Genomic DNA, 5,002 nt, shown 5'->3' with positions numbered 1-5,002 from the left:
TTCCGCCCGGATGGGCGTTTTGATGCACGCGTACTGATCTGGCTCTTGGGCAGCCTCGCGGTATTTTACCGCCGGCCGTTCGATGCCGATCTGGTGCGCTGCCGCTTTGCGCCGCCTTTTGACCTTCCGACCATCGTCGAAGCCCTCGATGCGCTCGGTTTTAAGGCTGCCGTGGCACCCTGGCCCGAGGGCGACTGGCAGGCGGTACCGTTGCCGGTGGTGGTGTTCCTTCCGATGCAAGCGTCGCCGGCCGCCCCGCCGGCCGAGGATGGCGCAAAGGCGGGTGCCGCGCCGCCCGATCCGCCGGACCGCGAAGCCGCACCCCCCACGTTCATCCCCGCCCTCGTCGTCAAAACCGACGGCCATACCCTGGCCCTCGTCCGTCCCGGCCAATCAACCCCCGAAATCCTCCCGGTCGAAGCCGCCCGCGCCCAGTGTGCGCCCGTTCTGCTGCTGGTGGCCGAGGCCGAGCCGCCGCTCACCGAGACCGCCAGCGAACCCGATGGCGCTTCCGAACCCAAAAAATCCTTCGGCTTCTCGTGGTTCGTACCGGAACTGCTGCGCCACCGATCACTCTGGCGCGATGTGCTGTTGGCCAGCCTTGCCATCCAGTTGGTGGGCTTGGCCATGCCTTTGTTCACCCAGGTCATCATCGACAAAGTCATCGTGCATCGCAGTCAAAGCACGCTCGTCGTGCTCGGCGTGGCGCTGGTAGCCTTCATGCTCTTTACCAGCGTCATGACGTGGCTGCGGCAGTACCTTGTCCTGCACACCGGCAGCCGTATCGATGCCGTGTTGGGCGAAAAGGTGATGCGGCATCTTCTGCGCCTGCCACTGCCGTATTTCGAACACCGGCCCACAGGCATGCTGGTGGCGCGGCTGCACGGGGTGGAAACGCTGCGCGAATTCGTCTCTGGCGCCACGGTGAGCCTCGTTCTCGATCTGCCGTTTCTCGTGATCTTCCTGGCGGTGATGTTCGCCTACAGTTGGCAGCTTTCGCTCATCGCCGTGGGGCTTTTGCTGCTGATCGTGCTGGCGAGCCTCGTCATGGTGCCGGTGTTCCGCGAGCGACTCGATCGGCAATTCCTGCTCGGTGCGCGCAACCAGGCCTTCCTCACCGAGTACCTCTCCGGCATGGCTACGGTCAAGGCCTTGCAACTGGAGCCGGATGTGGACAAGCGCTACGGCACGTATCTGGCCCAGTATCTTGCCGCCGGCTTCGCCACCCGGCAGGTGGGCAACACCTACCAGGTCGTCGCCTCCGCTCTGGAACAGACGATGACCTTATCCATCCTCATCGTCGGCGCCTGGCTGGTGATGCGGAACGTAGAACTGACGGTAGGCATGCTGGTGGCCTTCCAGATGTTCGCCAGCCGCCTTTCGCAACCGGTGATGCGGCTCGTCGGTCTGTGGCAGGAATTCCAGCAGGCCTCCATTGCGGTGAAGCGCTTGGCCGACATCCTCGACATGCCCCAGGAGCCCATCGCCCTCATCCCGCGGCGCACGGCAGGCGGCGCGGGGCGCATCGAAGTGAAAGGCCTGGGCTTTCGCTATTCGGAGCACCACCCTTGGCTCTATCGCGGCCTCGATCTCACCCTGCAACCCGGCAAGCTCACCGTGCTCATGGGCCCGTCGGGCTGCGGCAAGAGCACGCTGGCCAAACTGCTGCTCGGCTTCTACCTGCCGCAGGAAGGCCAAATCACCCTCGACGGGCGTGACATCCGCAGTCTCGCCGCCAACGAGCTACGAAGCACCTTCGGCGTGGTGCCGCAGGAGACGGTGCTCTTTTCCGGCACCGTCTACGACAACCTGATCATGACCCACCCGCATGCCAGCTTCGAAGACGTGATCGCCGCCTGCCAGGCCGCCGAAATCCACGAGGTCATCGAAAAACTGCCACAAGGCTACCAGACCGAAATCGGCGAGCGCGGCACGGGGCTCTCCGGCGGCCAGCGCCAGCGCGTCGCCATTGCGAGGGCTCTCTTGAAGCGCCCCAAGGTGCTCATTTTCGATGAAGCCATCTCCAACCTGGACCAAGCCACCGCCGAGCACTTCGCCCAGACCATCAACCGGCTCAAGGGCAAAGTGACCATGGTGTTCATCACCCACCAGATTCCGCGCGGACTGCAGGTGGATGAGGTAGTGAATCTAGGGCAGCACGCAACAGCGAGGAGTGTGGTCAATGAGCAGACATGACTGCACCGTCGGCCGGTTGGTCCCGGTGTCCTTGCCCGGGGTGGCAAAGAGGGGGCGCCTGCCCAACCCGCAGGGCGCGGGGAAGGTGCGGGAACTCCAGTAAACCGCCGCAACCGCAAGGGGGAGTGTGAAATGGCAAGCCAAAAACCCATACCACCTGCCGAGGAAACCAAACCGACCGGCAGCCGACGATTGCAAATGGAGGAAGGCGGCGTGATGAAAATATCCCACTCTGTAAAGGAACGGGGTTCAAGGCGTATGCGGTCGATATTCCTTCCCCTCTTGGCCTTGGTTCTCGCGCTGGTGCTGTGGCCGTCGCCTGGAACGGCGGGGGGCATGTTCTCCGGCTTGAGCGATTTCTTCCATGGCACGAAATCCATTGCCCGCGCCAAGGCGGAATTCGATCTATCACCCTACGGTGCCTCGGTCCTCGACTGGAGTCCGGACGGAAAATTCCTCGCGGTGAGCGGCATCCTGAACCCTTACGTCATGGTCTTCGACATACAGAGCAAAAAGCGGGTCATGACGCTCAGGAAACTCGCGGGCGGCTCGCACGGCCTTGCCTACAGCCCGGACGGGCGCTACCTCGCCGCGGGCCAGGCCTTCACGCAATGGCTCCAGGGGGTGTCGGTGATGATCTGGGACGCCAAAAGCGGTGCGCTCGTCAAGAGCCTCACCGGGCCGTTTCCGCCGGATAAGCCGGCCAACAGCGTGACCTATCTGGCCTTCAGCCCGGACGGGCGCTATCTGGCGGTGGGGTACGACGGAAATTTCCGGCACCCGCGAGACAACATCTACCTCTACGACACCCGCACCTGGGCACCCGTCAGATCCTTCGGCGATGCGAAAGACATCATTCATGGCGGCCTGTTGTTCAGCCCGGACGGCCGCCATCTCGCCCACGGCACGCTGGAGGGGGACATCCGGATTTGGGACGTGGCGAGCGGCCGGCTCGTCAGGGCGATCAGGGCGTATTCAAATGAGGCATATAAGAAGCGCTCAAACTCTAAGAACTCAAACGATGTGGAATCGCTGGCTTATAGCCCAGATGGCAAACAGATTGTTACTGGCACGGATACTGGGTCGGAATACGGACATCTTAACGAGGCCACGGGAGAGTTTGTCACAGGAAAAAACAACGAACAGGTGAAAGTATGGCGTGTAACTGGCAAAGGGGAGCTTATTAGGACGATTGATGGATTCACGACTTCGGTAGGGACGATTGCATTTAGCCACGATGGCAAATATCTCGTGACGGGCAGCGACGATAAGAAGGTCAAGGTATGGGATACGCACACATGGCGTGTGCTGGAGACATTTACGGCTTCCGACGCACCGATGTCAGCGGACTTTAGCCCGGACAGCAACTATCTTGCGGTCGGCTCGGGTGTGATTGCAAAGGTCTGGGAATTCAAAAAGTAAAGACAGCTTAACGAAAGGGAGATCAGCATGGCAACGACGCAAGAAAACGCAACTTTCAGCGCACACGTTTACGGTGGCGCGAACGCACCGGCACTGCCGAGTGGGTGGGTTCAGGTAGACGCGAGGAGTTTGCAGTCAGGGTTTTACGCAGAAGCCTACCGCAACACAGCCACCGGCGAAATCGCCATCGCCTACCGCGGCACCGAGCCGACCGATGGCGGCGATCTGCGCGCGGACTATGGCATTGCGACGGGGCGGGCTGACAGGCAATTTGGCGAAGCCTTGGATTTTGCCAATGGCGTTATCAACAACAACCCCGGGGTGCCGGTTTCCACGACGGGCCATTCCCTGGGGGGTGCGCTGGCGCAGTATGTCAGCGGTAGGAAGGAAATCCCCGGCGAAACCTTCAACGCGCCGGGCATCAAGAACATGTCCGGCCTGCTGCCCATGACCGGCAACAACGTCACCAACTGGGTGGTGCCTACCGATATTGTGGGGAATTACGGCGAGCACGTCGGCACGAAAAAGTATCTCCCCGCGCTGCCTGTTTCGCAGGCAGTTAACCTGCTCTGCATGTTCATGCAGGCCAAGCTGGCACAGCAGTCATGAATGGAGGATGAGACATGGAAGAACTCGATGTGGGAGGCGCCTTATTGATGGCTGGTGTTGGAATATTAATTTATGAATTTATTTGGTTATATATCTGGCTTGAGGTGATTAGGGACCCAAAGCAGGAATTACTTCAATTCTACAATGAACACCCGGTGGTCGAATATCTGGTTAGAATCGCTAAATCGATTTGGTGGCCAATGCTGTTTGCAGGTCTGTCATTGGTAAGTGGTGGATACTTCATGGGAGGATATCTATGAGTGCTATTCAAAACGCTGCTTCGGCAGCAGCGGCTGCAAGCTTCGTCGCCAGTCAAATTGGGAACAGCATTGCTGGTACATTCGGTATAGGATACGCTAAATTGGTTGTCGGAAAAGCCGCATGGGTGACCGCAGTTGGCGCACTCGGTGAAAAAATTGCGCAAGGAACTGCCACCGGCGGGGATTATGCAAATGTTATTCAGAAGACAGGTGATTTGTTGCTCGGATTGGGGCTGGTGACAGCGCAAGTCAATCCGTGGACGCGTATAGCGTTTACCGGTGTAAGTTCTGGATTATTTGTATATAACAACTGGGACAGAGCTTCTGACATCATCAATGGCGCTAAAAATAAAACCAAAACCGCCGCCACCATCCCCTCTCCCATCGTGCTCGACCTGGACGGCGATGGCGTGGAGACGACGGCGGTCAACTCCGGCGCCTACTTCGACCACGCCGGCGACGGCTTCGCCGAACAGACCGGCTGGGTTTCCCCCGACGACGGCCTGCTGGTGCGC

5 protein-coding genes are annotated in these 5,002 nt (G+C 60.0%); all 5 read left to right on the top strand.

Annotated features, from left to right (window positions below; all coding sequences use genetic code 11):
- On the top strand, positions 1–2,196 hold a 2,196-nt coding region (locus ACYCUK_RS23235; protein WP_461596967.1), incomplete at its 5' end, for a peptidase domain-containing ABC transporter.
- A gap of 132 nt (positions 2,197–2,328) precedes the next feature.
- Positions 2,329–3,618, top strand: a complete 1,290-nt coding sequence (locus ACYCUK_RS23230) for a WD40 repeat domain-containing protein (protein ID WP_461596966.1) — start codon at positions 2,329–2,331, stop codon at positions 3,616–3,618.
- A 27-nt stretch (positions 3,619–3,645) separates the two neighbouring features.
- On the top strand, positions 3,646–4,227 hold the full coding sequence (locus tag ACYCUK_RS23225) for a hypothetical protein (RefSeq protein WP_461596965.1): 582 nt from the start codon (positions 3,646–3,648) through the stop codon (positions 4,225–4,227).
- A 14-nt stretch (positions 4,228–4,241) separates the two neighbouring features.
- Positions 4,242–4,487, top strand: a complete 246-nt coding sequence (locus ACYCUK_RS23220) for a hypothetical protein (protein WP_461596964.1) — start codon at positions 4,242–4,244, stop codon at positions 4,485–4,487.
- On the top strand, positions 4,484–5,002 hold a 519-nt coding region (locus ACYCUK_RS23215), incomplete at its 3' end, for a hypothetical protein (protein ID WP_461596963.1). The genes ACYCUK_RS23220 and ACYCUK_RS23215, both read left to right, overlap by 4 nt.

It is taken from the genome of Thiomonas sp. (assembly GCF_054608695.1).
Note: the sequence above shows the minus strand (reverse complement) of the source record. Positions and strands in the feature narration are given on the sequence as shown.

Coding starts and splice junctions, on each gene's coding strand:
- ACYCUK_RS23230 (WP_461596966.1), top strand. CDS start 2,329: ATGGCAAGCCAAAAACCCATACCACCTGCCGAGGAAACCAAACCGACC.
- ACYCUK_RS23225 (WP_461596965.1), top strand. CDS start 3,646: ATGGCAACGACGCAAGAAAACGCAACTTTCAGCGCACACGTTTACGGT.
- ACYCUK_RS23220 (WP_461596964.1), top strand. CDS start 4,242: ATGGAAGAACTCGATGTGGGAGGCGCCTTATTGATGGCTGGTGTTGGA.